This is a genomic window from Hymenobacter cyanobacteriorum, assembly GCF_022631375.1.
Lineage (GTDB): Bacteria > Bacteroidota > Bacteroidia > Cytophagales > Hymenobacteraceae > Hymenobacter > Hymenobacter cyanobacteriorum.
In genome coordinates this window covers 608,829-634,933 of sequence record NZ_JALBGC010000002.1, presented here as the reverse complement: position 1 = coordinate 634,933, position 26,105 = coordinate 608,829, and the positions used below count along the sequence as shown (strand labels likewise).

General features: G+C 60.1%; 23 protein-coding genes. 12 read left to right on the top strand and 11 right to left on the bottom strand.

Annotated elements, in window-relative coordinates:
* The first annotated feature begins 21 nt into the window (after positions 1 to 21).
* Positions 22 to 639 carry a hypothetical protein gene (locus MON38_RS07805; RefSeq protein WP_241935599.1) on the top strand — a complete coding sequence of 206 codons (618 nt, stop codon included), beginning with the start codon at positions 22 to 24 and terminating at the stop codon, positions 637 to 639.
* A gap of 13 nt (positions 640 to 652) precedes the next feature.
* Here the strand turns inward: MON38_RS07805 and MON38_RS07800 are convergent, their stop codons facing one another.
* On the bottom strand, positions 653 to 2,167 hold the full coding sequence (locus MON38_RS07800) for a 3' terminal RNA ribose 2'-O-methyltransferase Hen1 (RefSeq protein WP_241935598.1): 1,515 nt from the start codon (positions 2,165 to 2,167) through the stop codon (positions 653 to 655).
* Between the two features lie 214 nt (positions 2,168 to 2,381).
* On the opposite strand from MON38_RS07800, the gene MON38_RS07795 reads away from it, so the two are divergent.
* Entirely contained in the window at positions 2,382 to 3,026 is a 645-nt protein-coding gene (locus MON38_RS07795; protein ID WP_241935597.1) for a hypothetical protein, read from the top strand.
* An 81-nt stretch (positions 3,027 to 3,107) separates the two neighbouring features.
* A complete protein-coding gene (locus MON38_RS07790) occupies positions 3,108 to 3,740 on the top strand; it encodes a hypothetical protein (RefSeq protein ID WP_241935596.1) in 633 nt (210 codons plus the stop codon).
* 65 nt (positions 3,741 to 3,805) lie between these two features.
* Here the strand turns inward: MON38_RS07790 and MON38_RS07785 are convergent, their stop codons facing one another.
* The 4 genes from MON38_RS07785 to MON38_RS07770 all read right to left on the bottom strand — a co-directional run bounded on the left by MON38_RS07785 (position 3,806) and on the right by MON38_RS07770 (position 7,815).
* Entirely contained in the window at positions 3,806 to 5,266 is a 1,461-nt protein-coding gene (locus MON38_RS07785) for a GH1 family beta-glucosidase (RefSeq protein WP_241935595.1), read from the bottom strand.
* A 152-nt stretch (positions 5,267 to 5,418) separates the two neighbouring features.
* Entirely contained in the window at positions 5,419 to 6,477 is a 1,059-nt protein-coding gene (locus MON38_RS07780) for a glycosyltransferase family protein (RefSeq protein ID WP_241935594.1), read from the bottom strand.
* 172 nt (positions 6,478 to 6,649) lie between these two features.
* Positions 6,650 to 7,585, bottom strand: a complete 936-nt coding sequence (locus tag MON38_RS07775; RefSeq protein WP_241935593.1) for a UDP-2,3-diacylglucosamine diphosphatase — start codon at positions 7,583 to 7,585, stop codon at positions 6,650 to 6,652.
* Positions 7,582 to 7,815, bottom strand: a complete 234-nt coding sequence (locus MON38_RS07770) for a hypothetical protein (protein ID WP_241935592.1) — start codon at positions 7,813 to 7,815, stop codon at positions 7,582 to 7,584. The genes MON38_RS07775 and MON38_RS07770 overlap by 4 nt, the downstream gene beginning before the upstream one ends.
* 229 nt (positions 7,816 to 8,044) lie before the next feature.
* Between MON38_RS07770 and MON38_RS07765 the strand changes: the two genes are divergently transcribed.
* Complete coding sequence (locus tag MON38_RS07765; RefSeq protein WP_241935591.1) at positions 8,045 to 8,635, top strand: hypothetical protein; 591 nt, start codon at positions 8,045 to 8,047, stop codon at positions 8,633 to 8,635.
* A gap of 94 nt (positions 8,636 to 8,729) precedes the next feature.
* Positions 8,730 to 9,854, top strand: coding sequence for a hypothetical protein (locus MON38_RS07760; protein WP_241935590.1), 1,125 nt, complete (start codon positions 8,730 to 8,732; stop codon positions 9,852 to 9,854).
* Positions 9,855 to 9,873: 19 nt separating this feature from the next.
* Here MON38_RS07760 and MON38_RS07755 read toward each other — a convergent pair whose 3' ends face one another.
* On the bottom strand, positions 9,874 to 10,386 hold the full coding sequence (locus MON38_RS07755) for an NUDIX domain-containing protein (protein ID WP_241935589.1): 513 nt from the start codon (positions 10,384 to 10,386) through the stop codon (positions 9,874 to 9,876).
* A gap of 320 nt (positions 10,387 to 10,706) precedes the next feature.
* Between MON38_RS07755 and MON38_RS07750 the strand changes: the two genes are divergently transcribed.
* Complete coding sequence (locus tag MON38_RS07750; RefSeq protein ID WP_241935588.1) at positions 10,707 to 12,227, top strand: DEAD/DEAH box helicase; 1,521 nt, start codon at positions 10,707 to 10,709, stop codon at positions 12,225 to 12,227.
* Between the two features lie 283 nt (positions 12,228 to 12,510).
* On the top strand, positions 12,511 to 12,993 hold the full coding sequence (locus MON38_RS07745) for a hypothetical protein (protein WP_241935587.1): 483 nt from the start codon (positions 12,511 to 12,513) through the stop codon (positions 12,991 to 12,993).
* Between the two features lie 114 nt (positions 12,994 to 13,107).
* On the opposite strand, the gene MON38_RS07740 is transcribed toward MON38_RS07745, so the two are convergent.
* From MON38_RS07740 to MON38_RS07730, 3 genes are all read right to left on the bottom strand, one after another.
* Positions 13,108 to 13,293, bottom strand: a complete 186-nt coding sequence (locus MON38_RS07740) for a hypothetical protein (protein ID WP_198068736.1) — start codon at positions 13,291 to 13,293, stop codon at positions 13,108 to 13,110.
* A 1,010-nt stretch (positions 13,294 to 14,303) separates the two neighbouring features.
* Positions 14,304 to 15,137, bottom strand: coding sequence for a helix-turn-helix domain-containing protein (locus MON38_RS07735; RefSeq protein ID WP_241935586.1), 834 nt, complete (start codon positions 15,135 to 15,137; stop codon positions 14,304 to 14,306).
* A 411-nt stretch (positions 15,138 to 15,548) separates the two neighbouring features.
* The gene (locus tag MON38_RS07730) at positions 15,549 to 17,291 is read right to left on the bottom strand and encodes a L,D-transpeptidase family protein (protein ID WP_241935585.1); all 1,743 of its coding nucleotides are present in this window, start codon (positions 17,289 to 17,291) and stop codon (positions 15,549 to 15,551) included.
* A gap of 361 nt (positions 17,292 to 17,652) precedes the next feature.
* Between MON38_RS07730 and MON38_RS07725 the strand changes: the two genes are divergently transcribed.
* The 3 genes from MON38_RS07725 (at position 17,653) to MON38_RS07715 (ending at position 21,661) form a co-directional block, all read left to right on the top strand.
* Entirely contained in the window at positions 17,653 to 19,482 is a 1,830-nt protein-coding gene (locus MON38_RS07725; protein ID WP_241935584.1) for a M1 family metallopeptidase, read from the top strand.
* A 110-nt stretch (positions 19,483 to 19,592) separates the two neighbouring features.
* Positions 19,593 to 20,513, top strand: a complete 921-nt coding sequence (locus MON38_RS07720) for a cyanophycinase (RefSeq protein WP_241935583.1) — start codon at positions 19,593 to 19,595, stop codon at positions 20,511 to 20,513.
* Positions 20,514 to 20,674: 161 nt separating this feature from the next.
* Entirely contained in the window at positions 20,675 to 21,661 is a 987-nt protein-coding gene (locus tag MON38_RS07715; protein ID WP_241935582.1) for an aldo/keto reductase, read from the top strand.
* A 156-nt stretch (positions 21,662 to 21,817) separates the two neighbouring features.
* Here the strand turns inward: MON38_RS07715 and MON38_RS07710 are convergent, their stop codons facing one another.
* Positions 21,818 to 22,741, bottom strand: coding sequence for an isoaspartyl peptidase/L-asparaginase family protein (locus tag MON38_RS07710; RefSeq protein WP_241935581.1), 924 nt, complete (start codon positions 22,739 to 22,741; stop codon positions 21,818 to 21,820).
* Positions 22,742 to 22,873: 132 nt separating this feature from the next.
* On the opposite strand from MON38_RS07710, the gene MON38_RS07705 reads away from it, so the two are divergent.
* Positions 22,874 to 23,290, top strand: coding sequence for a DUF3127 domain-containing protein (locus tag MON38_RS07705; protein WP_241935580.1), 417 nt, complete (start codon positions 22,874 to 22,876; stop codon positions 23,288 to 23,290).
* Positions 23,291 to 23,430: 140 nt separating this feature from the next.
* Positions 23,431 to 24,063, top strand: a complete 633-nt coding sequence (locus MON38_RS07700; RefSeq protein ID WP_241935579.1) for an AlbA family DNA-binding domain-containing protein — start codon at positions 23,431 to 23,433, stop codon at positions 24,061 to 24,063.
* Positions 24,064 to 24,438: 375 nt separating this feature from the next.
* Here MON38_RS07700 and MON38_RS07695 read toward each other — a convergent pair whose 3' ends face one another.
* Complete coding sequence (locus MON38_RS07695) at positions 24,439 to 25,992, bottom strand: alpha/beta hydrolase-fold protein (protein WP_241935578.1); 1,554 nt, start codon at positions 25,990 to 25,992, stop codon at positions 24,439 to 24,441.
* Between the last annotated feature and the right edge of the window lie 113 nt (positions 25,993 to 26,105).

The window sequence follows — 26,105 nt, the reverse complement described above, 5'->3', positions numbered from 1 at the left end:
CAATTTCATTGTTCTTAAATTATGTCATGGATTGCAATGTATTTACTTCCACCAGACATTGAATTACTCAATGATTGGTTGAATCAAGAACCAGAAATTGCCTTTCTGGCTGCAAATGGTCCTGCACAGTGGATAGCACAACAGCACCGAAATATCAAAGGAGACATTGGGAATCAGATTGCTCGAAAAGGCTATGAATTTTTGTATCCCGATTTTGCAGAGTATAACCTTTGGCACATTCCTTCTGGCCCGTTGCCGCTATTATCCTTGCACGATGAAAACGATGGACTGATTACAGACCCTTGGACTGGATGGACAGAAGAAAGAAGTGGGCAGAATCCACGAAAACCCTACTTTGGGCCTGGTCATACAGGTATTATTAATCTCGAAATAAAAATGCCTTCCAGTACAGTTATCCCAATGTCTAATTTTGGATGGATTGGCAACCATTACAGAGTTATTGGCCAAGCCGCGGATAAATCGACGGAAGTGTTTTGGAAAAGATTACGAAGCTCAATCAAGAAAATGTCAGTTTATATTCCGAGAGCAAATAGTCAAGGAGGCAAAAATGAAGTTTTCGCTTTTCCAGCGGCTTATGAGGGAATACGAAACGGGAGGCCTTGTGCAGTAAATCCGTAAAGCAAGAATCGGCTTAAACGGATTTAATCATCCCAAACACCGCCATCTGCGAGGGCGCGCCGACGCCTTCCACCTCCTCTCCCATCCCAACGAGGCGCACCTGATACTCGTGCCGCTCCGCCACGGCGGTGGCCCAGGCGGCAAACTCGGCGCGGGACCATTCGAAGCGGTGGTCGTCGTGGCGGAATTCGCCGGCGTTGAGCTTCTCGAAGAGTTGGTTGTAGTCGGCATTGGGGGTGGTGACGAAGACGTGCGCCGGGCGGGCCTGGCCGAACACCACGGCTTCGAGGGCGGCGAGGCGGTTCGGGTCGAGGTGTTCGATGACTTCGACCAGGGCCGCCGCGTCGAAACCAGCAAGGCGGTCGTCGCGGTAGAGCAGCGAGCCCTGGATGAGGTCAATGCGGGTGCGCTGGCGCGGGGGCATCTCGTCGAGGTGCAGGCGTTGGGCAGCGCGAGCCAGCGCCTGGTGCGACACGTCCATGCCGAGGATGTACTCGATTTTGGGCTGGCGCAGGAGCAGGCGCAGCAGCTTGCCTTCGCCGCAGCCCAGGTCGAGCACGCGCTTGGGGGCGAGCTGGTAGATTTCGTGGGCTACTCGCTGGAGGCGCTGGTCGTGGAGCGAGGTTTTGGGGTCCGTGCTTGCGGGCGCCTCACCCCCCGGCCCCCTCTCCGAAGGGAGAGGGGGAGCCAGACGACTTTCATTCGACACTTGGCCGGTTTCGTCCGCAGCAAAACCGGTGCCCCCTCTCCCTTCGGAGAGGGGGTCAGGGGGTGAGGCGCCCTCCAGAACTTCCCCTTCCATCAGCCGCTCCAGCGTCGGGTTCACATACGCCGCCAGGTAGCGCAGATACCGCCGCGTGATGAAGCCGCGCTCGGGGTGCTGGGGCAGCCAGCCGCCGCCGCGATGCAGAAGTTTCTCAGCCTCATGCTCGCCGATGTAGTAGTGCTTGTCGTTGTCGAGCACCGGGAGCAGCACGTAGAGGTGCGTCAGTACGTCTTGCAGGCGCAAACCCTCGTGGCGCAGGTGTAGGGTATAATAGCGGCTGTCGCCCCACTCCGGCACGGTCGGGTCGAGCGGGGTGGTTTCGATTTCTACTTCGTAGCCCAGCGGCTCGAAGAGGCGGCGGGGCCAATCGGGGCCGGGTGCGGAGACGACGGCCACTTTCACGGCTAGCGGCAGGGCCTGGGTGGGCAGGTCAGGCTTGTCTTTGCAGGTGCCGTTCATGGCCGTCCCGAAGGCTTTGCTCAGGGCCGCGCTCAGGAAGGACGAGGCCACGTAGGGCCGGTCGTTCACATACTGCTCGAGGGCGAAGCCTTCGCCGGAGGCGCCGGCCCGGCCGCGCACCAAGCCGATGGGGTCGAGGTCGAGCAGCAGGGCAGCGGTGCAGCGCTCGGCGGTGGCTTCGGGGTAGAAGATGTGGGCCTGGCCGCCGGCTACTTCGAGGCTTTGCAGGCGCGCGGGGTTCTTGTGGAGCAGGTAGCCGAGGTCGGTGGCGGGATGGTAAGTGGTGGAGATGGTGAGGAGCATAGACGATAACAGGTCGCGCCGCGTTGAAAGGCCGAGCGCAAGTTTCAGCAAGCTACATCAGCTTCGCTTGCGGCTTTCTGATATTGCATCGCCTATGAAATCGTTTTTCCTACTTCTATTACTGTTTACCGCGTGCTCCCAACCACACCCGCCCGGCTTTCGGGCTTGTCCCTGCTCGCATACCGACCCCGAAAAACGTCTTTATAACCAAGTAATGACGGAGCTTATTGAGCAGCATTTTTACAGCAGCTATTTGCCCGATAGCGCCAACGAACAGATTCGGCAGGCAATCCAACTACAGTTTCCGCAAGGTTCCGATTTTAAGCTAGGCACCGTAGAATTTGAGCGCTACAGGACGATTCGAAAAGGATTAGAGGCAATCCAGCAAAACCGGCTATTCAACGATAGCGCCCGATTCAAGACGATTTATCTGGGTACGGATTCGCGGCGTGGACTCTACCCTTTCACATTACCCCCATCATCGCAGCCCACGGAACACCCCGATGCTTTCGTCAGAATAAATGCCCGCATAAACTCGTTGTTTTTGCAGGTCGTACCGGGCGATACCTCCGTCGCCATGCAGCAACTCAATGCGCTACAATCAGCCATTTCCCCTGCTGATTTTCAGCTTTGCACGGCAAAAATTTCTTTACGCCCCTCGAATAGAAAAAGGCCGTTTGATTGGGATATTAGGACGGTTAGCTTTTCAAATATTGTGTTCAATCCCGCGCAAACCAAAGCTTTGCTCAGATATGACATGTATTGCGGCGGCAACTGTGGCTTCGGAGAAATTTTGCTGGTTGAAAAAGTAAACGGCAACTGGCAAATCAAACAGGCCGAACAACTCTGGATTTCATAGATTGTGCGCCTGACAGCGTTGAAAGGAAATCCATTGCCGAAATTTGCCCCGCCGGCCTCATTTTCACCGGTTCCATTTCCTTTGTCCGACACCATTCCGCCCACCGCGCCCACCGGCCCGTCCCTCAACGATTTCGCCAGCTTCTACCTCTACGGGCTCACCAACCAGCCTTATCAGCAATCGACTGATTTAGCGAAGTTTGGTGAGCTGTACAACTTGGTTATTGGCAACCACGGCGGGCTGGGCATTGCCAGCACATTCCATCCCTACCAGTTGGTAAATCCGGCCGGGCTCACGGTGTGGTACGCGGCCTACGCGCAGTTCTACGCCCAGCCCAACCGCTTGGAATTGTTCGCGGAAATGACGGTGGAAAAGGCCTCCTTCGTAACCGTACCGCCAGCCTCATTCGCCGAATTTCACGTCTGGCCCGATACCCGCCTCACCACCGACGAAAACCCGATTTTCGGTCGCTTCGTCCCGTTTGTCATCCCGTTTCTGGTGCGCAAAGACCCGGAATTGCTGCGCTGGGATAAAGAGTTTGCGACGGCCGAAGGCGACAAAAGTCGCATTGCGCCTTATCTCAAGGCCGTGAACGAAGCCATACATTTTGTGCAGCCGGCCCCAGCCTTCGTGCTGGGCTTCGGCGAGTTCGATGAGCAACAGCCGGAACTGCTGGTGGAGAAGTTTATCAGCTGCCGCGATATGCTGCTATAAACTAGCGTGGACGCTGCGAGTACGCGCCTTCGCCAGTCTGATTTGAAGTTCGTGAACAAGCAGCTTCACAGAGTCCGCGCTGCAGCCGCCAGTGCTCGTTCCTTCGTCACCGCTGCACCACCCAAAAACTGCCCGTACCAGCGGCCCGAATCCTTCACTATCCGCTCCTGCGTTTCGTAGTCGACGTGAATAAGACCGAAGCGTGGGCCGTAGCCCTCGGCCCACTCGAAGTTGTCGGTCAGGCTCCAGGCAAAATAGCCGCCTACGTCCACCCCTTCCTGCCGCGCCCGCAGCACCTGCCCAATGGCCGCCTGCAAGTACGCTTTGCGGGCGACATCGTGCACCCGTCCATCGGTTACCACATCCGGAAACGCTGAGCCACTTTCGGTTATCAGCAGCTTTGGTGCATTTGGATAAGCCGCAAACTGTTTCAACATTTGGTAAATCGACTCCGGAAACACCTCCCAGCCCATGTCGGTGTGCGGCACGCCGCGCTGCTTGGCGGGCACCAGCGCGGCCCATTGCAGCGGCAGCCAGGGCGAGAATTTCACCACCTCGCGGGTGTAGTTCTGCACGCCCCAGAAGTCGAAATTGAAGGCCATGCGCTGCTCGTCGCCGGGTTTCTGGTAGCGCTCCAGCAGCCAGCGCAGGGCGGGCAGTTCGGCCGTGGGGTAGCCCAGGCCAAGGGTGGGCTCCACGAAAAAGCGGTTGAGCACGGCGTCGGCGCGGCGGGTGGCGGCTTCGTCGTTGGCATTTCCGGGGCGGTGCGACGTGAGGTGCGAGCACGAGAACGTGGTGCCAATCCGAGCCGAATCGGGCAGGGCGGCGCGCAGGGCCCGGCCGCCCTCGGCCTGGGCCAGCGTGGCGTGGTGCGCCGCCGCCAGAAACGCCCCCAGGTGCCGCCGCCCGGGCGCATGAATGCCCAGCAGATGCCCCGCGCCCACAAATACCATCGGCTCGTTCAGCACGCACCACTGCGGCACCCGGTCGCCGAGGCGGCGGGCCATGAGCTGGGCGTAGTCGGCAAACCAACCCACGATGTCGCGGTTGGCCCAGCCGCCGCGGGCCTGCAGGGCGCTGGGCAAATCCCAGTGGTAGAGCGTGAGCATGGGGCGCAGGTCGCGCTCCAGGCAGGCATCTACCAGCCGGTCGTAGAAATCGAGGCCGCGGCGGTTCACGGCGCCGATGCCTTCGGGCAGCACCCGCGGCCAGGCCACGGAAAACCGGAAATCGGTGAGACCCAGGCCAGCGGCCAGGTCGAGGTCGGTTTCGTGGCGGTTGTAGAAGTCGGCCGCCACGCGGCCGTGCTCGTTGCGCCGAATGGTGCCCTTGCGCCGCGTAAAATCGTCCCAGATGCTGGGGCCTTTGCCCTGGTGCTGCCACGCGCCCTCCGTCTGGTAAGCGGCGGCCGAAGCACCCCACTGGAAATCCGGCCCAAAATCGGCGCGGGAAAACGGCAGCGGCGCGGAAGCGGGGTAGAAAGCGGCTGGCAGCGGCTCAGTGTAGCTGGGAGGCAATTTTGTCATGCGCGGGGCGCGGAATGGGTGGTTGGTATTGGCAGAAACAGGGAACGATAGAACGTCAGGCAGGGTGCAGCGTGGCGGCTCGAATTCAAAACAATTTTTGAACGTCATGCTGAGCTTGTCGAAGCATCTCTACCGCGCAAGCAATTCATTTACTACTGCGGTAAAGATGCTTCGCTGCGCTCTGCATGACGTGCTGTTTTACTAAAGCTGCTTCCCGGCAGTTGCTCGCGCAGCAACCAGTCAATCACGGCGGCGGTCTGGTCGGGGTAATCAACGGCAATTACCTCGTCCTGGTGCAGCCATTGGTCGATTTTATCGAGATTCTTATCCTTGAAGTTTTTGATGACCGGCACGCCCATTTTGGCCAGTGCCGCCGCGTTGCACTGCTGCTCATACTGCTGCTTCATGGGCATCACCAGCAGCTTTTTGCCTAGGTATAGGGCTTCGGCGGGCGTTTCGAAGCCCGCGCCGCAGAGCACGCCGGCCGAGCGGGCCAGGCTGTCGAGAAAGGCCGGGCCGCTCACGGGCCATACCCGCACGTTGCCATACTCGGCCGGCACGGCGCTGTGCTTGCTGAACACCTCCCAGCGCACGCTACGACTCAGGTGCTGTAGCCGTTCCACCAGAATTTCCTCCTCGAAGGCCGGCAGGTACACCGTATAGTGGCCCTCGTTGACAGGACTCAGTTCGCGCACCTGCTGGCGGATAACGGGCGTGGAGATTTCCGGCGCATAGCGCTGGAAATGGAAGCCGTACTGCGCGGTGCTCGGGGCGTAGTGCTTCAGCACGGCGCGGCCGGCCGGGTCCTCGCGGTCGGGGCGCGGGGCGGCGGGGTGCAGCACGGCACTCTGGTGGCTGAGGGCCACACAGGGCACGTGGCGCAGCCTGCAGGCCCAGCTGCTCACCGGCTCGAAGTCACTGATGACCAGGTCATAACTTTCCACCGGCAGGTGCCGCACTTCGTGCAAAAACTTCACCGAGTTGAACTGCGCGAAGGTCTTCACGAAGTTGATGCCGCCCTTCTTGCCAAACAAAAAGCCCATGCCCTGGGCCCGGTATTTCACGTCGAAGGGCAGCGGCAGGTCGGCGGGCGGGCCGCTCACCAGCACGTCGAGCTGCTCGCAACGGGCTTGCAGCAGCGGCACCACGTCGAGGGCGCGGCTGAGGTGGCCGTTGCCGGTACCCTGGATGGCGTAGAGGATTCGGGACATGTGATAGATTTTTCTATTGAAACGCCATTTGGAGCATAGTAGAACGTCATGCAGAGCGCAGCGAAGCATCTCGCTCGCAGTCACTAATCCAATTGATTACCATTCCACGCGAGATGCTTCGCTGCGCTCTGCATGACGTTCTTACTTTCTATCGATTCGATGACTCAAACGCTTACGCCTTCAGTTTGAACTCGGCCAACAATCCTTCCAGCAGCACCGCCGGGTTGGCATCGGCCAGCATCTCGGCAGCATCGGTAGCTTCGGGTTCGGCCGGGTGTTGCATGGCGGGGTCGTCGTTGTAGTAATACAGCTGCCAGCCGGCCTCGGCGGTGTATTCCAGCGCGGTGAGGTTCTCCACCCAGTCGCCGGAATTCAGGTAAATTACCTCCCCTTTTTCAGTCGTCAGCGGCTTGATTTCGGGCTGGTGAATGTGCCCGCAGGCCACGTAGCGGTAGCCCTCATCGGCGGCAATGGCGGCGGCCGTTTCCTCGAAGTTGCTCACCGCCGACACCGCCGATTTCACCCGCTCTTTCACCAGCTTACTCAGCGCCACGCGGGGGCGGCCCAGTTTCGCCAGCGCATAGTTTACGAAGCGATTGATGAGAATCAGCAAATCGTAGCCGTGGCCGCCGAGCCGGGCCAGCCAGCGCGAGTGCTGCATGGTCACGTCGAACACGTCGCCGTGGAACAGCCAGGTGCGGCCGTGGGGCAGGTCGAGTACCAGCTTATTGTCGAGGCGGAAGTGGCCCAGCTTCAATCCAGCGAACTTGCGCAGCAGCTCGTCGTGGTTGCCGGTGAGGTAGTGGATTTTCACGCCCTTGGCGGCCAGGCCGGCCAGGTAGCGCACCACCCGCATGTGGGCCGGCGGCCAGTAGTTTTTGCTGAACTGCCAGATGTCGACGATGTCGCCATTGAGCACCAGCACCTGCGGCCGGATGCTCTTGAGGTAGCGCAGCAGCTCGGTGGCGTGGCAGCCGTAAGTGCCCAGGTGCACGTCGGAGATAACCGCCACCTGCACCCGGCGCTTGCGGCGGGCCTTGGGCTGGCCAGTTGTTCCCGGGGTTTGGCTGTTCAGCGAGTCCGATACGTTTGCAAGTCCTACGTTCATGCGGCTGCCGCTGGGTTGAACCGGCCACCCCGCGCTGGCCCCGGGCTGCGGCGCGGCCGAACGGCCGGGCCCGACCGCCGCTCGCCCAGCTCACCCCCGCCCCCGAAGGCCGAGCGCAGGCTGCCGAGCGTGTGCAGCAGAAAGGCCACCCATAGGGCCAGCTGAAATAACTCGTAGAGGAACCAGCGCCCCAGGCGGCGCAGCCCCGAAAGCAAAGCCGGGAAATACATAGGATGAAGCAATGAAAACCGGTGAAAAATCCTGTTTCAAAGGTCGCCGCCCACGATGAAGCCTTTATTACGCCCGGATTATGCTTTCGTCACGCCGATTACGGCGCGCCCAGTGCAATTTCGCCAGGCGACGACCAGCCGGAGTTCGCCGGGCATTTCGTTACTTTGTTGGCCCGATTTTTCGTTGGTCGTCCGCTTCATTCTACATCCCCTTATTTCATTCCTACTGATGCATTCGTTACCCCGCCTCGCCCGCCATTTTCTCACCGTTGCGCTGCTGTGCTTGTGCGCCGGCGCCGCCCTGGCCCAGCCCACCGGCAAAGCCGCCAAAGGCCGCAAGCGCTACGCCTTCGCTCAAAAAGACGAAGAGTCGCCCTACGTGAAGAACGTGACCAAAAACACCGAGGAAGAACAGGACGTCGACGGCTCCTTCACCCGCGTGGGCTACCGCACCTACACCGAAATGGTGGCCGAGCTCACCCACCTCAAGAAGCTGCACGACTGGGCCGACACCACCTACCAGCGTCGCGTGGGCGCCGTGCCCCCCGGGGGCGTCCTCGTGGTCACCATCCACCGCCAGGGCCCCAAAAACGCCGACCTCGGCAACCTCACCATCACTGCCACCGACAAAACCGGCAAAGAAGTTTTCACCCACACCCCGCCCGCCGGCACCGGCCGCTTCTTCGGCCGCGACCTCTACCAGGCCAAAGCCGTCATCCCTTTCCCGAGTATGGCCCCGCAGGAGCTCAACGTGAGCATCCGCGACGCCAAGCTCTACCAGACGTTCGACTACACGCTGGAGATTCCGGCGGCTCAGTAGCCGCAATAGTTTCTTTTCGCTTCAATGGGGCGACATTCGCGCAGGCGGGTGTCGCCCTGTTTGTTTCTACCCCTTTGGCTGGAGTATTATTAATATGAAGCGCAAACTGGTCCTTGCTCTGGGCGTAACGCTGGCGGTACTTATTGTGGCATTCAGCTGGCCTACCTACCATTACCCATCTTCGGCCGAACTGCACAAAAAAGCACGCTATCTGGAGCGAATAATCACCCAGCCCGAAGCCGAAACGCCGGAACTACTCGCGCTGGGCAACGCCGAATGGTCCTTATTTACCATGTCGTATTCGACGTACGCCTTCACCAACATAGCACAGATGGATAGCAGCTTTCGACCCGAAGCAGCCCGCTACACCTCTCTGGCCATTCGGAAGATGCTGACGGGCAGCATTGCTCAAGCCTTCCGTAACCCAGATGCCGTCGTGACTGCTGATTCAGTTGTGTCGGTGCTCTACCTCGGCCATCTCAACCTGATGCTGGGCTGCCACCGCATGCTGGACCCGGCTTCGCCTTATAAATCCCTGCACGATTCGCTTTCCGCCAGCCTGCACCATCGGCTTGCCGCCGCTCCCAACCATTGCCTCGAATCGTACTCCGGCGGCGTGTGGGTGCCCGACAACACCGTGGCGCTAGCCTCGCTGCAACTCCACAGCGACCTGACGGGTAGTCCCTACCGCATTTTCTGCCAGCAGTGGGCGGCCTATGCCCGACAGTACCTCACCGACCCCGCCACCGGCCTGCTGCTCTCCAAGCCCCGCACCCGCCACCAGGAGGCCGAAGAGCCGCGGGGTTCTCATTTGGGCTGGAGTATCTTTTTTCTCTCCCGCTTTGCCCCGGCTCTTGCCGCCGAGCAATACCGGGGCTACCAGCAGCATTTCAGCACCAATTTCGGCGTCGTTCGGCTCTACCGCGAACGCATCGGCAGCTACGAAACCAGCGAAGGCGACATCGACAGCGGCCCGCTGATACTGGGCTACAGCATCCCGGCCAACGCCTTCGCCTTCGGCAACGCCGTGGCCCTGCGCGACTGGCGCAACGCCCAACGCCTGCGCCGCGTCATCAGCTTCGGCAGCCGCGAAATCGAAACGCCGACCGAAACGCGCTACGGCGTGCGCTTTGTGGATTTGTCCGTCAGCCCGCTGGCGGAGGCTTTGTTGCTGAATGCTGAGACGATGACGCCGTGGCAAGTCTCTACGCTTCGTTAAGAAGCGACAACTCCAGAAATTATTTCCGCAGCCGCATCCACTGCACGGCAATTATCGTCTTCGCATCGCGCAGCGGCTCGGCTACTAGCGCTTCCCGGCTTAGCTCCACCATTTCGATGTTCTCGTGCTCCTCGGCCAGCCCGCCTCCGGCCCCGGGGCGGTGGCTCACTTCGGCGTAATACACGGTGATTTCTTCCGAGCTGGTGCCCGGCGAGGGCCAGATGCACACGATTTCTTCCAGCTTGTCGATTTTGTAGCCCAGCTCCTCGTGAATCTCGCGGCGCACGGCCGTTTCGGGCGCTTCGTCTTTATCAATCATGCCGGCGGCGATTTCCAGCAGTTCCGCTTCCGGGCCGATGCGGAACTGGCGGGTGAGCACGTACACCTGCCGGGCCGTGTCGAACACGAGGGCGGCCACGGCCTTGCCCGGCGCAAACTGCTCGCGCCGGAGCTGGTGCTCGCCGTCCTGAACGATTAGCTGGTTGACTTTGTAGTGGCCATTGAAGACCCGGGTGCGCTCGATAATCTGCATCGTCGGATTTGTGTGTTGTACCTTTGTTGTCACCAGGGCCGCCGTCGGAGCAGCCCGCTGCCCGGCTGCGTCGGGCAAAGCCCCGCGCCTCGGCTGTCTCCGCGAAGTAAGCGCACCTCACTCCAATTCCTCTTCATTCCGGGAATCGGTCGGCCTCCGACGAGCCGCCCACCCTCCCCACGCCCGGCCCTTGCCGGCGTGGCCATGCCCGCCTATGCTACGGCGCAGGCTGAACCACTCATTTCGCAGGCAATTGCCTGCCACCACTTTACCGCGGCAGCCCTTTCGCGCTGCCCGGTACGCCCTACTTACCCCTCCACATGACGTTTGACGAGTTAAACCTGATTGACCCCATCCTCAAAGCCCTCAAAGAAGAAGGCTACACCACCCCTACTCCCATCCAGGAGCAGGCCATTCCCCACGTGCTCGACGGCAAAGACCTGCTCGGCGTAGCCCAGACCGGCACCGGCAAAACGGCCGCCTTCACCGTGCCCATCCTGCAGGTGCTGCACCGCACGGCCCAGGTTGCCAGCCACCCGCGGGGTGCCATTCGCTGCCTCGTGCTCACCCCCACGCGCGAGCTGGCCATCCAAATCAACGAGAGCTTCGGCGCCTACGGCCGCCACCTGAGCCAGATTCGCCACACCGTTATTTTCGGCGGCGTGAGCCAGGGTTCGCAGGTTGCGGCCCTCAAGCGCGGCGTGGAAGTGCTCATCGCCACCCCCGGCCGCCTGCTCGACCTTATGAACCAGGGCTTCGTCGACCTGCGCCAGATTGAAGTGTTTGTGCTCGACGAAGCCGACCGCATGCTCGACATGGGCTTCATCAACGACATCAAGCGCATCCTGCCCAAGCTGCCCACCAAGCGCCAGACCCTGTTCTTCTCAGCCACCATGCCCGGCCAGATTCAGGAGCTCGCCAGCACCATCCTGCGCCCCAACCCGGTGCGCGTGGCCGTCACGCCCGTCAGCAGCACCGCCGATACGGTAACGCAGTCGGTGTACCTGGTGGAAAACAATGACAAGCCCGCCCTGCTCCGCCACATCCTGCAGGATAAGGACATCAAGCGTGTGCTCGTCTTCACCCGCACCAAGCACGGGGCCGATAAGGTTGTGAAAGCTCTCGCCGCCAACCAGATTCCGGCCGAAGCCATCCACGGCAACAAAAGCCAGAACCACCGCCAGCGCGCCCTTTCTAACTTCAAAGCCGGCAGCACCCGCGTGCTGGTAGCCACCGACATCGCCGCCCGCGGCATCGACGTGGACGAGCTGACCCACGTCATCAACTACGAAATCCCTAACGAGCCCGAAACCTACGTGCACCGCATCGGCCGCACTGGTCGGGCCGGCGCGTTCGGTACCGCCTTCTCGTTTGTGGAAGACGAGGAGCGCGCCTACCTGCAGGACATCCAGAAGCTCATCAGCCGCCAGATTGACGTGGAAGCCGAGCATCCGTTCGTATCCGGCCGCATCAAGCCGGTGATGCTGCACGGCAACGAGCGCATCATCCGGCCCAAGGGCCCGGCTGGTCGTCCGGCCCGCTCCGGCCCCCGCGAGGGCGGCAACGGCGGCGGTGGTCGTTCGGGCGGTGGCCAAGGCGGCGGCGGTCGCTCGGGTGGCGGTCGCGGCGGCGAGCGCCCCAGCGGCGCCAGCAACGGCGGTGGCCGGCCTAGCGGCGAGCGCAGCCGTCCGGCCGCGCCTGCCAGCAGCGGCCAGTCCGATACCGCCCGTCGCTTCGGCAGCGGCGGGGCCCGCGTGAACGTGGGCGGCAACCGCGAAGGTGGCGACCAGGGCGGCCGCCGGCGCGGCGATGCCGGTGGCTCGCGCCGCGGCTCGTTCTAAACAGCGCTTAATGCAACGCACTCAATAGAACGTCATGCTGAGCTTGTCGAAGCATCTCTACCGCAGCGGTAATCCAATCGACCGGATTAGTTGCCCGGTAGAGATGCTTCGACAAGCTCAGCATGACGTTCTTTTTGACAAAGCAAAAGCAAGTGAAAAAGCAGCAGGCCCCGGAAAACTTTTTCCGGGGCCTGCTGCTTTTTAGGGCTGAATACGTGTCTATTCCGGCCCGCCCGCAACAGTCGCTTTCTCCATCCTTATTCTTCCCAACCCCTAACTGAAAATGGCCCAGCCTACGCTTCCCGTTATCCAGGCCCTGCGCGCCACGGCCCAGCGCCTCGCCACCCAGGCTCCCTACCAGTGGGGCCACATGGGCAGTTGCAACTGCGGCCACCTCGCCCAAACCATCACCCAACTTACCAAAGCCGAAATCCACGCCCGCGCCATGCAGCGCTACGGCGACTGGGAGCGCCAGATTATCGATTACTGCCCCACCAGCGGCCTGCCCATCGACCAGACCATCGACGAGATGCTGGCCCTCGGCTTCACCCGCACCGACCTCACGCATCTCGAACGTCTCTCCGACGCCCGCATCCGTCGGGAAATTCCCTTCGAGCGCCGCAATGGCCTTCGCCACAACCAACGCGATGACGTGGTGCTCTACCTCCGCACCTGGGCCGACTTGCTGGAGCGCGACCTATTGGCCGGCATCAGCTTGCCCAGCTTTGATGCAACCCCGCTGCCTGTACTGGTAGCTACTCGGTAGCATGGCTATCCGGTACTGAAACCCCAACACGAAAAAAGCCCCTGCCAAAAATCTGGCAGGGGCTTTTTGTTTTTAGGAACCCCCGGTTTCTAATCCGGGACCCGGTTCGGTGCTCTAGTTGCGGGTCACGTTGGAGCGCTGGGCTTCGCGGTAGCCTTCGGCGCGGTGGGCACGCTTGTAAGCGGCATCAGCCGAAGGGTCTTTCTCAGCCTCGGCGGCATCGGGGGCCTGGGCACAGGAGGCCGTCAGGAGCATGGCCGTTGCGGCGGCCAACCAAAGATTCGTGCGGGTCAGTTTCATGCCACGAAGGTAGCCCACGGCTGTCAAACGAACAAAGACGACTCTGACCCTCACATCTGCCATTGGAGCTTTAGTCGTAATAGAAAAGCAACCCTGCTTCCATTAATGATACCAGCGGCTGAACGGGTAATTTACATTTGACAACTAAACACTTTTACTACTCATCATTTCAGGCAACGCCCTTCCCAACTTTAGCTTGCGTACCTGCCAATTCTCTCATTCCACGTCGCATCCAGCGACGAGTACTTCCTCAACGTAAATACAACAAAACAAGGCTGCGCCTACAGGCTTCCAACCAGACAAACCGCTCACTCTATTAGCACGCCCAATTGCGATTATCTTCCAACAATAGCATCCAATCGTTACGGGTAATTGTCAATACAGTTAGCAGTCACAGGCTGTACACCAACGAACAACTAGCTTTACAACCGCTAAATTTAACAGCAAGCCACCGGTTTTGAACCTTTCCACAAGGGGTAAAAAACGCATCCATTCAACCCAATCCAATACTTCCGTTAGCCTATAATTTAACTTTGATAAACAGGTGTTTATAAAAATAAAATCGACCTTAATTTCCACTTCATGTAATTGACCATAGAAGTTAGCATCATGGTCAACAAGATATATCTATTTCGTAGTATCACACCTATATCCCGGGCTAAGCTTTTTTTGGGTACAAGTGAGCGAAGTGAGAACTGCCAAATTGTGTTATCGCGTCGGGCCGCAAGGCAATATAAACAGAAAGGCACCTCTGCTCAGCTGGTTAATAGACAGTCCTGGTATTGGATTATACTGCTAGCATGTATACTTGCAGTATCCAAAGAATTGGCTTTCAATTTGGCTTTTTAAAACCCCGATGGGCATTGAATTTACCCAAAGCCTTGGGCTGTGTGAACCGCACGTGTTCCTCCTGGGCCATACGCAAAGCGCTGGCTACCTGGCTAAGTTGCCATTGGTGTCTCCCCAATCAAGTACAGGAAAAGACGTGCTGGCATCTAGTTTCAACTTCTTTATTCGGGCTGATAATCGGCAAAAGAACCGTCACGGTAGAAAATCACAATCCGCCGGATAGGCTTTTCAGCTCCGGCAAACAGTGCTTGCGCCATGGCACTCTCGGGGGCCTTGCTGGTTGCTTCGGGTGCAACACCTGCAGTAACGGGCGCTTGGGAAGCTGGATGTGGCACTGCCGGCATGGGATTCGCTACCACCTCACTTGCCACGACGTTCACTGGAGGCACAGCAACCGATGGCTCAAATGGCTCTTGCGACTGCATAGTCTCCGGCTCACTTATAGCAGTTGGTGTGGCTGTAGCTACTGGTATGGCAACAAACCGTTTGGGCGTAGCCACTAGCTTGGACGCCGGTTTGAACGGGGCCGGCTTGCCAACTCGGCCAGCGGGCGCAGCAGCTTTATCCAGTCGCTTTTCGCCCAAACTGCCTGCTGGCAATGTCGAAGCATCCGCTCTCCGGGATACCGTTCCATCGTATTGATTATTTGCCGATTGCTTAGGTGGTACAGGGTCAATTGTAGGCGTTCCCCCTGCATTCTGGGGGGCCGGAATACCGGGTGATGCCGGAGCCAAAGCTGCCGGAGCAATGGCAGTGGGCACCATTTCAGGTCCTGAATTGCCTGCAGCAGCTAGCATGGGCCCACTGCCGTTCAGTAGCCAAGGCATGGCCAGTTCAGGCATAGCGGCCAGAATCCGCTGCACCACTTCCAGGCTGGGCTTGTTGCGGCCCGAAAGGATGTGGCTCACGATGGGGCGAGCCACGCCAATGAGGTCGGCAAACTGCGTCGGCGTGAGCTGACGGCTTTCCAACAAGGTCCTGATGCGTTCAACCATGATGCTACTTTTAGATTACAAATGTAGTCAGCAATGGTTTAACGTCTCATCACAGCAAGAAACTGCCTTGAGTCTATTATCAACAAATGTAAATCGTACATTCAAAAGGCCATTTGTTTACAAATGATACTAATACTTTGGCACAATAACAAATGTAATAAGGCGGCTCATTTGCCGCATTTAACCTCTTGGATACGCCAGTTATCAGTCGTGGCAAAATAATAAATTGTGGTGCTTACCCATTCAAATACTCCTGCTTGTACCGGCGCTATCGCATGCTGACCTGCCTAGTTAGCGTCTGCTCTCGTGGCTATTTATAACGCTATGCGTGCTAACAAAAAAGCCCCGGCAGCCTGTGGGCTACCGGGGCTTTTCGCAGATTTAAAGACTGCTCTCAAAGAGCATAATCAGCTAGTCGAAATACTCGCGGGCGAGCTTTTTATCGAGTCCGTAGATATCGTCGCGGAAGTGCGGGTGACCGCTGGCATCGGCCCAGGCCGTGAAATACACCAGGTACACGGGCAGCTTTTCTTTAAGCGTGATGTACTTCTCGCGGTGCGTGGCAATGCTGTCCAGAATAGTCTGTCGGTCCCACTCGGGGCGGTCGCGTAGCAGGTATTCGGCTAGTTTGATGGGCTCGGACAGGCGCACGCAGCCGTGGCTGAAGCTACGCGAGCTTTGCGAGAACAGCTCGTCGTGGGGCGTGTCGTGCAGGTAAATGTCGTTCGAGTTCGGGAAGATAAACTTCACGTCGCCGAGGTCGTTTTTGGGGCCCGGGCGGCGGCGCAGCGTGTACTTGAACGTCGCCTGCGTCACGTTGGCCCAGTCGATGCTGGCGGGGTCGACGACGGTGGCTTTGCGGCCGTAGCCTTTCACCACTTCCATGTCGAGGCGGTCGAGGTAGCTGGGGTTGGCGGCGAGCTTATCGCGCAGCTCGTTGTCGATAATACTGAACGGTACGTTCCAGTAGGGAGCCAACACCACGTACTCCATCTTGTCGCTGAACACCGGCGTTTCGTGCAGCACTTTGCCCACAATAACGCGCATGTTGAAGGCTTCTTTGTTGTCCTCAATCACGTGCAGCGTGTACTCCGGAATGTTTACGAGCAGGTAGTTCGGCTCGAACTTTTTGGGTAGCCAGCGCCACCGCTCCATGTTTAGAATAAGCTGGTCGATGCGCGTGCCGATGGGAACGTTGAGCTGTTTCAGTGTTTCGCCGCGCACAATACCGTCAGCTTTCAGGCCCGCATCTTCCTGAAATTTTTTCACGGCGGCCTCTAATTTCGCGTCATAAGTGAGGGCCGCTACATCGGCCGGCTGGCCGGGCTTGGCCGCGGCGGCAGCCGTTGCAGTGGCCGCTTCGCCGCCTTCGCTGTCGAGCAGGCGCTTGCGCAGGGCTGCCACGGCCGGCGAATACTGGCCGGGTTTGAGGACGGTATTGGCGGGCAGCGTGGGCCAGCCGCCGGCCCGTTCCTGGGCGCGATAGGTGGCAAGGGCCTGCTTCAGCTGGTCGTATTCGGGGTGCAGTGGGGCAAACTCGTAGTAGTTGTAGCGGCTTTTGCGCTCCCCCAGAAAAGTTGTCAGTGCCTTGTTGAGCTTGATTTTATTAGGCTTCACCAGCCACGACGAGTCCTTCTTATCGCGAGGATTGGCCACGCCACGATAGTAGTCGTTGGCCCACTTCATGTACGTTCCGGTCAGGGCAATATCTACCTGCCGCTCGAGAGCGTTACGCTTTGTTGAGTCGTTCTGAGCCTTATCCAGCTCGGCCAGCATTTTAGCTATGTCCTTAACCTGGTAGTCTTTAGGATTCAGACCTTCATCCGCAGCTTTAGCCATCATGGCTTGCAGGTTCTTGACCTGCGCCACGGGCTGGTGGTTCTTAAACCAGCCCAGCTGGAATTTGCGCTCGCGGTAGAAACGAAGGGCAGGCAGCAGCTGGGACTTGAAAGCCGGCTCGCCCCGGAAGGCCGAGATGAGCTGGGTGCTGTCCATGCGGGGCTGGGCCCCGGCCACGGCCGTCACCGACGAATCGGTGGCCGCCTGCTCGGAGGTTTGCTTCTGCGAGTCGGAGCCGCAGGCGGTGAGGGTAGTGCTGCCCAACGCGGCCAACAGTAGCCACAGCAGGGAAGTAAATCGGAGGAGGAATGTCATTGAGGAAAATAAAGCGGGCGGAAAACTTGCCTCGGCCGTAGCCCAGGCGGGGGTTGTACTGCCAAGCCGTGGGCGGGGTTGCGCCGGGCTGCCCGGGGCAGTCTGGCTGCAAAGTACGCCACAACGCGGCATCGGCCACTGCCTGCTCCGCCGGAATCGTGCCAGTTCCGTATGGTTTTTTATAGAAAGGATGTTTTGCTCCTATTGGTACCGCACCGCCAGCGGCTACGGCTTCTCTACCCAGTAGCACTGCGCGTGTTCGGACTTTTGTAGCTTCCTTCCGCTGCTGTTCTACCAATACCCTCTTCGCGCCTCGTTGAGAAAACCGTTTCTACTTTTCCTTTTGCCGATTTCCTCCCGCATGTCTGAAACAACCTTCCCCACTACACAACCCCTCGACCCGCACAGCTACGCCAGCCGCAGCGCCGCCCGGGTGCGCCACCTGACCCTGAATCTTACCGTCGACTTCGACCAAAAAATGCTGGCCGGCACCGCCACCTGGCAGCTGGCCAACCCCGGCAGCAGCTCCGAGCTGGTGCTCGATACCCGCGACCTCACCATCGAAACGGTCGAGGCGCTGGGTGCTGCCGGCCAGCCCACACCCGCCGCCTTCACCCTCGATGCTGCCGATGCCGTGCTCGGCCAGGCGCTGCGCATTGCCCTGCCGGCCGGAGCTACGGCCGTCCGCATTGCCTACCGCACGGCCCCCACGGCGGCCGCCCTGCAGTGGCTGGCCCCGGCCCAGACGGCCGGCACGCAGCCCTTCCTGTTCACGCAGTCGCAGGCTATTCTGGCGCGCACCTGGCTGCCGTGTCAGGACTCGCCCGGCATCCGCTTCACCTACGAAGCCACGGTGCACGTACCCGCCCATCTGCTGGCTTTGATGAATGCCGAGAACCCGCAGCAGCTTAGTCCGAGCGGCGAGTACCACTTCCGCATGGCCCAGCCCATCCCGGCCTACCTGATGGCGCTGGCCGTGGGCGACCTTGCCTTCTCCCCGCTTAGCGGGCGCACCGGCATATACGCTGAGCCGGCCACGCTGCCGGTGGCCACCCACGAGTTTGCCGACCTGGAAAAAATGGTGGGGGCGGCCGAAGAGCTGTACGGCCCCTACCGCTGGGAGCGCTACGATTTGCTGGTGCTGCCTCCCTCCTTCCCCTTCGGCGGGATGGAAAACCCCCGATTAACATTTGTAACTCCTACCATCCTGGCTGGCGACCGCAGCCTGACCAGTCTGGTGGCGCACGAGCTGGCGCACTCGTGGTCGGGCAACTTGGTTACAAATGCAACGTGGGATGATTTCTGGCTAAACGAAGGTTTCACGGTGTATTTCGAGCGCCGCATCATGGAACATTTGTATGGCCGCGAATACGCCGACATGCTCCAGGTGCTGGGCGGCGCGGCATTGCACCACACCATCGCGGAGATTGGGGCGACCAGTCCCGACACGCATTTACACTTACACCTGGCTGGCCGCGACCCCGACGAAGGCCTCACCGAAATTGCCTACGAGAAAGGGTGTGCCCTGCTCCTCACGCTGGAGTCGCTGGTGGGCCGGCCCCGGCTCGATACCTTTATTAAGGAGTACTTCGCGCGGTTCAGTTTTCAGGCGATGGACACCGCCAGCTTCCTGCACTACCTCCGCGCCGAGCTGCTCGATGCCGAACCCGGCCTCGAAGCCCGCCTGAACCTGGCCGCCTGGGTGCACGGCCCCGGCCTGCCGTCCAACGCGCCGGCGGCAACTTCAAGTCGCTTCGCCGCCGTCGACCAAGTGCTCGGCCAGCTGGCGGGCGGCGCGGATGCCGCCTCCCTCCTGCCGGCCACCGCCAATTGGAGTAGCCACGAGTGGGTACACTTCCTGCACGGCCTGCCCGCAACACGCTCGGCCGAAGAGCTGGCCGACCTCGACGCCGCGTTCGGCTTCACCAATTCCGGCAACGCCGAAATTCTCACCGCTTGGTTTCCGCACACGCTGCGGGCGGGCTACGCGCCGGCCGACGCGGCCGTGGAAAAATTTCTGCGGCACGTGGGGCGGCGCAAATTTCTGGTGCCGCTGTACCGGGCGCTGCTGGCCACGCCCGATGGCCCGGCGCGGGCGCGGGCTATTTATAAGGAAGCGCGGCCCAACTACCATTCGGTTGCTACCGGCACGCTCGATGCGCTGCTGGCCGCGCCGCCCGCCCGTGAATAGTTCGCGGATAGTTTCCGCATCCGGCCCGAACTTTGCCTCGGACTTCGCTCCCACCCGGCGGCCGCGCCGGCTCGAATCGTTTCGCTTCACTTCGTAACATCCGCATTCCGTTGAAAACCATCATCCCACTTGGCAAGCTCATCGCCGTGGGCGGCAACGAGGACAAGGGCACGTACCCCAACCCCCGCACCCGCCGCAAGTATTACCTCAACTTTTTCGAGTTGGGCATTCTGAAGCGCATTGTGCTCGAAAGCGGCAAGCTCGACCCGCGCATCGAAGTCGTAACCACGGCTTCAATGATTCCGGAAGAAGTCGGGCCGATTTACACCGGCTCGTTCGCCATGCTCAACTGCCTGAACGTGGGCATCATGGACATTCGCACGCCCGAAGATGCCCGGCAGCCCGAGTACCTCGAGCGCCTGCTGGCCGCCGACGTAGTGATGTTTTCGGGCGGCAACCAGTCGCGCCTGCGCGAGATGTTCGGCGAAACCGACTTTCTCGACCGCATGATTCAGCGCTACTACGCCGAGCCCAACTTCGTAATTGCCGGCACCAGCGCCGGGGCCATGGCCATGTCGCAGCACATGATTCGTGGCGGGTCGGTGCCCGACGCCCTGCTGAAAGGCGCCGTGAAAATGGGCGTCGGCCTGGGCCTGCTGCCGGCCGCCATCGTCGATTCGCACTTCGTGAAGCGTGGCCGCTTTGGCCGCCTCATTGAGTCGGTGGCGCTATATCCCAAGCTCATCGGTATTGGCCTGGGTGAGGATACCGGCGTGCTCATCACCGAGGGAAATCTGGTCGAAACCATTGGCTCTAACCTGGTTATCATTCTCGACGGCCACAATATTCAGCACAACAACGCCGCCGCCGCCAAAAAAGGCACCGTGCTTTCCATCGAAAACGTGACGATGCACGTGCTGGCTAAAGGCAACGTGTACGACATGCGCGAACGGAAATTCTACCCAAGCAAAGACGTGCTGGCCCCGGTCGTCGCGCCCACCGTGGCCATCGATATTCCGGCTGCCCAATAAACTAATCCGGCCTTGCTGCTTTTCAAAGCCCGCTCATTGCGCCAATGAGCGGGCTTTTTTGTTCCATTGGGGCGTTCTTCGCACGTTCTGGAGCAACTCCCAATGAGCGGAAACTGCGGAACAGAACGATTTTACTGCTTTATTACGCCAACTTCCATCACATGAATTACCGCAAACTCGGCAAAACCGGATTTTCCATCTCTGAAATCAGCCTCGGCACCTGGCAGGTGGGCGGCCGCTGGGGCGAGCCCTTCAGCCACGAAAACGCTGATAAAATTCTGAACGCCGCCGTTGATGCCGGCATCAATTTCATCGACACGGCCGACGTGTACGGCGACGGCGAAAGCGAAAAAGCCGTGGGTCGGCTGGTGCGTTCGCGCTCCGAGCAAATTTTTGTGGCCACCAAATGCGGCCGCCGCCTGCAGCCCCACACGGCCGATGCCTACCAGCCTGCCGCCCTGCGCCAGTTCGTGGAAGACAGCCTGCGCAACATGCAGCTCGAAACCCTCGACCTCGTGCAGCTGCATTGCCCGCCGACCGAAGTGTATTATCGCCCCGAAATTTTTGAGCTGTTCGACCGGCTGCGGGAGGAAGGCAAAATCCAGCACCTCGGCGTGAGCATCGAGAAAGTGGAGGAAGGCCTGAAAGCCATCGAATTCCCTAATGTGACGACCGTGCAGGTCATCTTCAACATGTTCCGGCAGCGCCCGCCGGAGCTGTTTTTTAAGGAGGCCGCCCGGCGCGACATTGGCCTGATTGTGCGGGTGCCGCTGGCCAGCGGCCTGCTCACGGGCAAGTTCTCGCCCCAGACCCACTTCGCCCCCGACGACCACCGCGCCTTCAATCGTCACGGCGAAGCGTTTGACAAAGGCGAAACTTTTGCCGGCGTCGACTACAATACCGGCCTCGAAGCCGTGGCCGAATTGCAGGAAGCCCTGGGCCCCCAGGCTCCGCTGGCCGCCCAGGCCCTGCGCTGGATTCTGATGTTCGACGAAGTAAGCTGCGTCATCCCCGGCGCCTCCAGCCCCGAGCAGATTCTGGCGAACCTGAAAGCGGCGGAGCTACCGGCGCTTTCGCCCGAACAGATGCAGGCCGTGCGCGAAGTGTACGACCGCCGCATCCGGCCGCTGGTGCACTACACGTGGTAATTTCAGCTGTAGCAGAAAAAAACGGAACGTCATGCTGAGCTTGTCGAAGCATTTCTACTGCAGTAGTAAATCCAATCGAAAGGATTACCTACGCGTTAGAGATGCTTCGACAAGCTCAGCATGACGTTCCGTTGTTTCATTTCGTCTTTGGTCTAACTACTCCTTATATATAGCTACCCGCGCGTCCTCGCCTTCACGGCGGCTGGCGCGGTACATGCCTTCGGAATTGAACGGCAGCGTCACGTTCCCATCAGCGTCTATGGCGATGAGGCCGCCCTCGCCGCCCACCGGCGCCAGCTTGTCCTGCACCACAATGCGGGCCGCTTCTTCCAGGCTCAGGCCTTTGTAATCTATCAGGCAGGCCACATCGTATGCCGCCACGGCCCGAATAAAATACTCGCCGTTGCCGGTGCAGCTGATGGCGCAGCGCGCATCGGCCCAGGTACCGGCCCCGATGAGCGGCGTGTCGCCGATGCGGGAGTAGCGCTTGTTGGTCATGCCGCCCGTGCTGGTGGCGGCGGCCAGGTGGCCGTGCTGGTCGCGGGCCACGGCGCCGACGGTCCCTTTTTTCCAGTTGGGGTCGGCGGCGTGGTCGAGCTGCATTTTGCCGGCGGCGATGGCATCCTGCAGTTGGTCGAAACGCTTTTGGGTGAAGAAATACTCGGCTGGCTGCAGCGGCAGGCCGTATTCGCGGGCCAGCTCGTCGGCCCCGGGGTAGCCCAATAATACGTGCTCGGTCTTCTCCATCACCAACCGGGCGGCGCGGATGGGATTCTGGACCTGGCGCACGCCGGTGACGGCACCAGCCAGCTTGGTGTGGCCAGCCATCAGGGCCGCGTCCATTTCGTGGTGGCCCTCGTGGGTGAACACGGCCCCGCGTCCGGCGTTGAAGAGCGGGCAGTCTTCGAGGCTGCGCACGGTGGCTTCCACGGCATCGAGGGCGGCAGCCCCATCGCGCAGCAGGTCGTAGCCGATGGTGAGGGCTGCTTCGAGGGCGGCGCGGTACTGCTGTTCGTCGGCGGGCGTGAGGGAGGCGCGGGCAATGGTGCCGGCGCCGCCATGGAGGGCGAGGGCGTACATATATATAAGGAGTAAAAAAGTCGGCGAAAAGGTGCTCGCAAAGGTAGCCGCAGGGAACGGCGGCGGGCATGCTTGCGTTTTTTTTCGTAGGTTTGATGTTCAAGTCTACACATACAAAAACACCCCATTATCATGGCATACGACGTAACCGGCCGGCTGCACGAAATATTTGACGAACAGCAGGTAAGCGAGAAGTTTCGCAAGCGTGAGTTCGTGCTGGAAGTCCAGGACGGCCAGTATCCCGAGCATATTAAGTTTCAGATGGTTCAGGATAAAACCAGCCTCATCGACCCCTTCAAAATGGGCGACGAGGTGAAGGTGACCTTCAACCTGCGCGGCCGCGGCTTCAACAAAAACGGCCAGATGCTGTACTTCACCAACCTGGAGGCCTGGAAAATCGAGCCCGCCGGTGCTGCCAACTACGGTGGTGGCGGTGGCCAGCAGCAGTCGGCTCCGCGCCCCACTGCCCAGAACCAGAACCCCACGCTGCGCGCCCAGCCTTCGGCCGCGCCCATCGCCAGCGACGACGACAACGACCTGCCGTTCTAGTTAGCTGTTAGCTGTTAGCTGTTAGCTGTTAGCTGTTAGCTGTTAGCTGTTAGCTGTTAGCTGTTAGCTGAAAAACATTAAATGCCGCTTCTGTTCAGCAGAAGCGGCATTTTTTATGTCCGCTTTTCGTATAATAAGGCATGGATTTACACGAACTAATCGCCCGCGGCGAAGGCGAGGAACTGGAATTCAAGCAGAAAACCACGCACCCGCACCGCATCTCGCGCACGCTGGTTTCGCTGGCTAACACGCGCGGCGGGCAGGTGCTGGTGGGCGTTGATGATGCCGGCCGGGTGCTGGGCGTGCGCGACGCAGAGGAAGAGTTGTTCGTACTGCGCGACGCAGCCGCCCATTACGTCGAGCCCCCGCTCACCGACTTACACTACCGCGAGGTGGAAGACGACGCGGGCCGCACCGTCCTCATCGTCACGGTTCCCGAAAGCCCGAATAAGCCCCACCGCGCCCTCGTCGGCCCCGACGACTGGCGCGGCTACGTGCGCGTGCGCGACGCCAGCGTGCAAACCAGCGGCCTCACCGAAAAGCTGCTGGCGCGCAAGCAACCCGCCGAGTCGCGCTTCGAGCTAATTCCGCTCAACCGCCAGGAGCTGGCCGTTATCGACTACCTCAAAACCCACCCGCGCATTACGCTGGCCGAGTATATGAAACTGGTAAATTTCGGCAAGCGCCGCGCCTACCAGACGCTGATAAAGCTGGTGCTGCACGGTTACATTCGGCACCACGACAAGGAGAAAGAGCCATATTATACTATCTGAACCACGGAATTATCAGATTGGGCAGATTATCCGGATTTTTTGGATGATTAGATTCCGCAGACTTTCCTGTAGAAATAAAACGGCCACCCGATGGGTGGCCGTTTGTGTTGGCAACTGAATGAGGTAAGCAGTCGCCCACAAAATCCGTAGTTCAAACTACTCCTGCTTGCGGGCGCGGGCTACTTTCTTCTCGTCTTTCTCCGCTTTTTTCTCCTTCATGGATTTAACGGGCTCTTTCTTTTTCTCTTTGCGGGCGTCCTGGGCTTTAGCCATGATTGAAAAGAATTTTTAGTGAAGGGATGGTTCCAGGGATTTCAACGCACGGCCGGGCCGGCGTGTTGTGGCAGGCGAAGGTAGAAATTTTACCGAAAACACCTACAAAATGGGCAAATACCGCTCGCGGACGATGTTAAGGTGGTGCCGCTCGTGGCCGGGAATGATGTAGAGCAGCGCCCGTACAGTGGCCGGGCCGCCATTGGCCGTACCGCGCCGGTTTAACTCTTCCTCGCCAAAGTTATCAAACAGGGCCACGGTAGCGGCCCGCACGGCATCATATTCTCCCAGCAAGCTGGCAATGGTGCGGGCATTGGCATTGCTGTTCGCCACATAGTCGTCCTGCTCGAAACCGTGCAAATCCTGGCCATCGGCCCGGGCGAAGCGTAGGGCGCGATAGGCAAATATGCGCTCACTATCAATTTGATGCAGCAGCATTTCCTTCAGGCTCCATTTTCCGTTGGCGTACGGCTTTTCAGCCTGTGCCTCGCTAAGGCCGGCGAATACGGCGTGAATTTCCTGCGGCTGCTGGCGCAGGGCCTCGTGCGGGTCCTGGTCGGTTGGAATCTGGTTGATGTAACCGAGGGCGTAGGGCAGGTAATCACCTTCGATGGGACGGGTGAGGGGCATGGATTGGGGGATTGCGCGAGTGGGAGAAACGATAATGGCAGCCGCAGCCTGGGTGCTCGCAATGTCGGCCGACGGCAGCACAAGCGGGGCCACCGGTGCCGGCGCGGAGGCTGTGGGTAGCAGAATTTCAGGCACCAAATGTGGGTCGAGTTGCAGGCGCACCACGGGCAGCGGAGCCGGCAGCGGACTTGCGCTTCCCTCCTGCCCGAAAGCCCAACGCAGGAAATCGGGCATCACGCGGCCCCAGGTATCGGGGTGGTGGTGGCCGCCCTCCACCTGCACGTAGCGCAGGGCGCGCTGCGGGTCGAGGCCGCTGCGAATCAGTTCTTCGATTAAATCGAGGCAGTCTTCAATGGAGTCGATGACACCGTTTTCGTTGCGGTCGCCGCGCTCGTCCAGCGTGCCGCTTTGCAGCCAGAAGGCGTGGCTGGGGTGCGCCCGGCGGGCCCGCACAAGGCCGTGCATGATGCGGTCGGCGGGCGTGTAGCCGGCCCCCACGGCCCGCTGCCGCCACCAGAACGAGCCCGAAAAAGCGCCGGCTCGCGCAAACGCTTCCGGATGATGCCACACCATATCCACGGCCGACAAGCCCCCGAGTGAGAAACCGGCCATCACGGCCTGGAGCGGGTCGGCCGAAGCATGGTATTTCGCCTGCGCAAAAGGCAATAGTTCTTCGATTACGAATTCAGTATAAGCCCCGGCCCGACTGCCGCGGCCGTTGAAATCGGGATGCGCGGCCGTGCCGTATTCCTGCACACGCTGCTCGTTGGCGTGCGGCGCTACCAGCACGAAGGGCCGCACGGCTCCACTAGTATACAGCGCATTAAGCGTGGTTTGCAGGTGCAGGCGCTCCAAGTCCTGCCCGTCGTTGAGGTAGAGCACTGGCAGCGGGTCGGGACTAGCCGACCCGGGCGGGAGCAGGATGCTCAGCTCCACGTCGCGGCCTAAGTGGGCCGAAGTCAGCACTTCGCGGCACAAACGGGTGCCAGCAAGCGGCGCGGCGGGCATAGTCGGGTCAGAAAGCATCGGACAAAGTAACGCAGGCGGGCGGAGTTCGTACTGTGTTAGAAATAATAACGGGACCATAATAGTCGGTCCATTATTTCTTGACTAGTTTGCCGCACCGCCACTACGGTTGT